2 protein-coding genes are annotated in these 1999 nt (G+C 61.7%); both read left to right on the top strand.

Annotated elements, in window-relative coordinates; genetic code table 11:
- Positions 1-78 precede the first annotated feature (78 nt).
- Positions 79-1143 (top strand): CIA30 family protein, encoded by a 1065-nt coding sequence (locus NW837_RS14550; protein ID WP_414332288.1) that lies wholly within the window; start codon positions 79-81, stop codon positions 1141-1143.
- Positions 1136-1999 (top strand): ArnT family glycosyltransferase (locus NW837_RS14555; RefSeq protein ID WP_414332289.1); only part of this gene is annotated, 864 nt, incomplete at its 3' end. The genes NW837_RS14550 and NW837_RS14555, both read left to right, overlap by 8 nt.

The raw sequence follows: 1999 nt of genomic DNA on the forward strand, positions 1-1999 counted from the left end.
CAGAGATAGGCAGGATGCGATCGCTTCTTTCCTGAACCATGTTCAGGAGAGTTCAGCGTGAATGTATCAGGTAGACTCATGCCTTGGGATCTGGGGCGGTTCTGGAACACGCTCACCTACTATGAGGCCCTGCCTTGGGCTGAGGTGTGGCGTCGGGTTCAAAATGGGTTCCAGGCCGTGGAGGATGATTTTGTGCCACCTTCTCTTTCCGAGCCGGTCGCTATCCAGATAGGGGTGGTGGGGGAAGGTTTGCCTGACGGGTTGGCGGAGGCCCTGCGGCAGCAGGGCGTGGAGGTGAGCCATACGCCAGATTGGGCGACAGCAACCGTGATCCTAGGTTTGGGGGATCCACCAACGGCCAAGGCTTATCTGGAGCAATTGCGCAGCAGTGGGCAAACGGAGCGGATGCTGTTCGACTTTCGCCGGCCCAACCCGGATTTGCATCGGTTTTGGGGCATTTTGGACGATGTGGTGATGGGCGGGGCGAGCCAAAGCCAACTGCTCTGGGGAAGGGAGGAGCTGCTGTTCGCAGGCCAGGTTTCCACGGCCAACTTTGGGGGGTTTGTTTCCACGCGCACCCGCAATTGTCAGCCGCCGCTGGACTTATCGGAGTTTGCCGGTCTGGAGCTGCGCTTGCGAGGGGATGGGCAGCGGTATAAGGTCTTACTGCGGGATCAAGGCGGCTGGGACAGCCCCGCCTACGGCTATGCGTTCGACACTGCGCCGGGAGAAGAGCAGACCGTTCAGATCCCCTTTGCGGAGATGGTTGCCACGTTCCGCGCCCGCCTTGTGCCTTCGGCTCCTGCGCTCAATACTCGCCAGATCTGCTCTCTGCAGGTGATGTTGAGCAAGTTTGAGGCGGATGGTCGCTTGAACCCCCGTTTCCGACCGGGGCCTTTTCAACTGGGCTTGCGCTGGATTGGGCTGTATCGTCGGGAGCCTCTGCCGCAATTGATCGGGGTGGCGCGGGGATCCCTTGCCCCGGAGTGGATAGCTGCCCTGCAGGGTAGCTCCAGCCGTTGGTGTGGGGTGGAGATTCCGGTAGAGACAGAGGGATCCGCTCTGGCAGCCCAGTTGCTCCGCCTCCTGCGCTCGCCTCAGAGCGTGGGCCGGGTGGTGTCTTCAGAAGCTTTCCATGCCTAGCTTTCTGGGCCGCCTCAAGGGATCCCTGGGGATGGGGCTTTTGGCCGGCCTGTGGCTGTGGGTAGGTCAGGGGATCCCCTACCTGTTCGACTGGGATGAGCTGATCTACGCCAGCTTGGCGCGGCAGATGCTGGCCAGCGGGGATCCGCTCTCGTTGGCCATCAACGGGGAGCCTTTTTTCGAGAAGCCCCCTCTCTTTTTTTGGCTGCAGGCCCTGTCCATGGCTGTTTTAGGGATGAACGAAGGGGCAGCGCGCTTGCCCAATGCTTTTGCTGGCGGGATCACGGTGGCGCTGCTGGTGGGGTGGGGATCCTGTCTGGGCGGGATGGGGTTCGGCTGCCTATGGGGGATCTTGCTGCTGACAGGCTACCTGCCCTTGTTTTTTTACAAAACTGGTCTCATCGACCCGCTACTCAACCTGGGCATGGGTGTGGGGCTGGGATCCCTTTGGGCCGCCGAGGAGGCCTGGCGGGCCGGGTACTCTGGACGCAGGTGGAGAGCGGTGGGGGCGCTGGCCCTGGGCTTGGCAGTGTTGGCCAAAGGGCCGGTGGGGCTGGTGTTGCCCCTGGCTATCTGGATCCTCTACAAGCTCTGGCAACGGGATCCTCCCCTTCGATGGGGGGAGAGCCTGGTTTTCCTCAGCCTAGCTGTGGCTGTTCCCCTCACTTGGCTGGCGTTGGAGGGGGTGCAACGGGGGCCAGAATGGGTGGAAGAGTTTGGGCGCTACCAATGGCGCATCCTCACCAGCTCAGATGGGCATCCCGGCCCGGTTTATTTTCATCTGTTGGCCTTTGCCCTAGGGTGCTTTCCCTGGGGTTCTTTGGCTTTGGCCGAGATCCTGCAGCCCATCCCCAGG

Origin of the sequence: Synechococcus sp. R6-10 (genome assembly GCF_047461815.1) — a bacterium.
Taxonomy (GTDB): Bacteria; Cyanobacteriota; Cyanobacteriia; order Thermostichales; family Thermostichaceae; genus Thermostichus.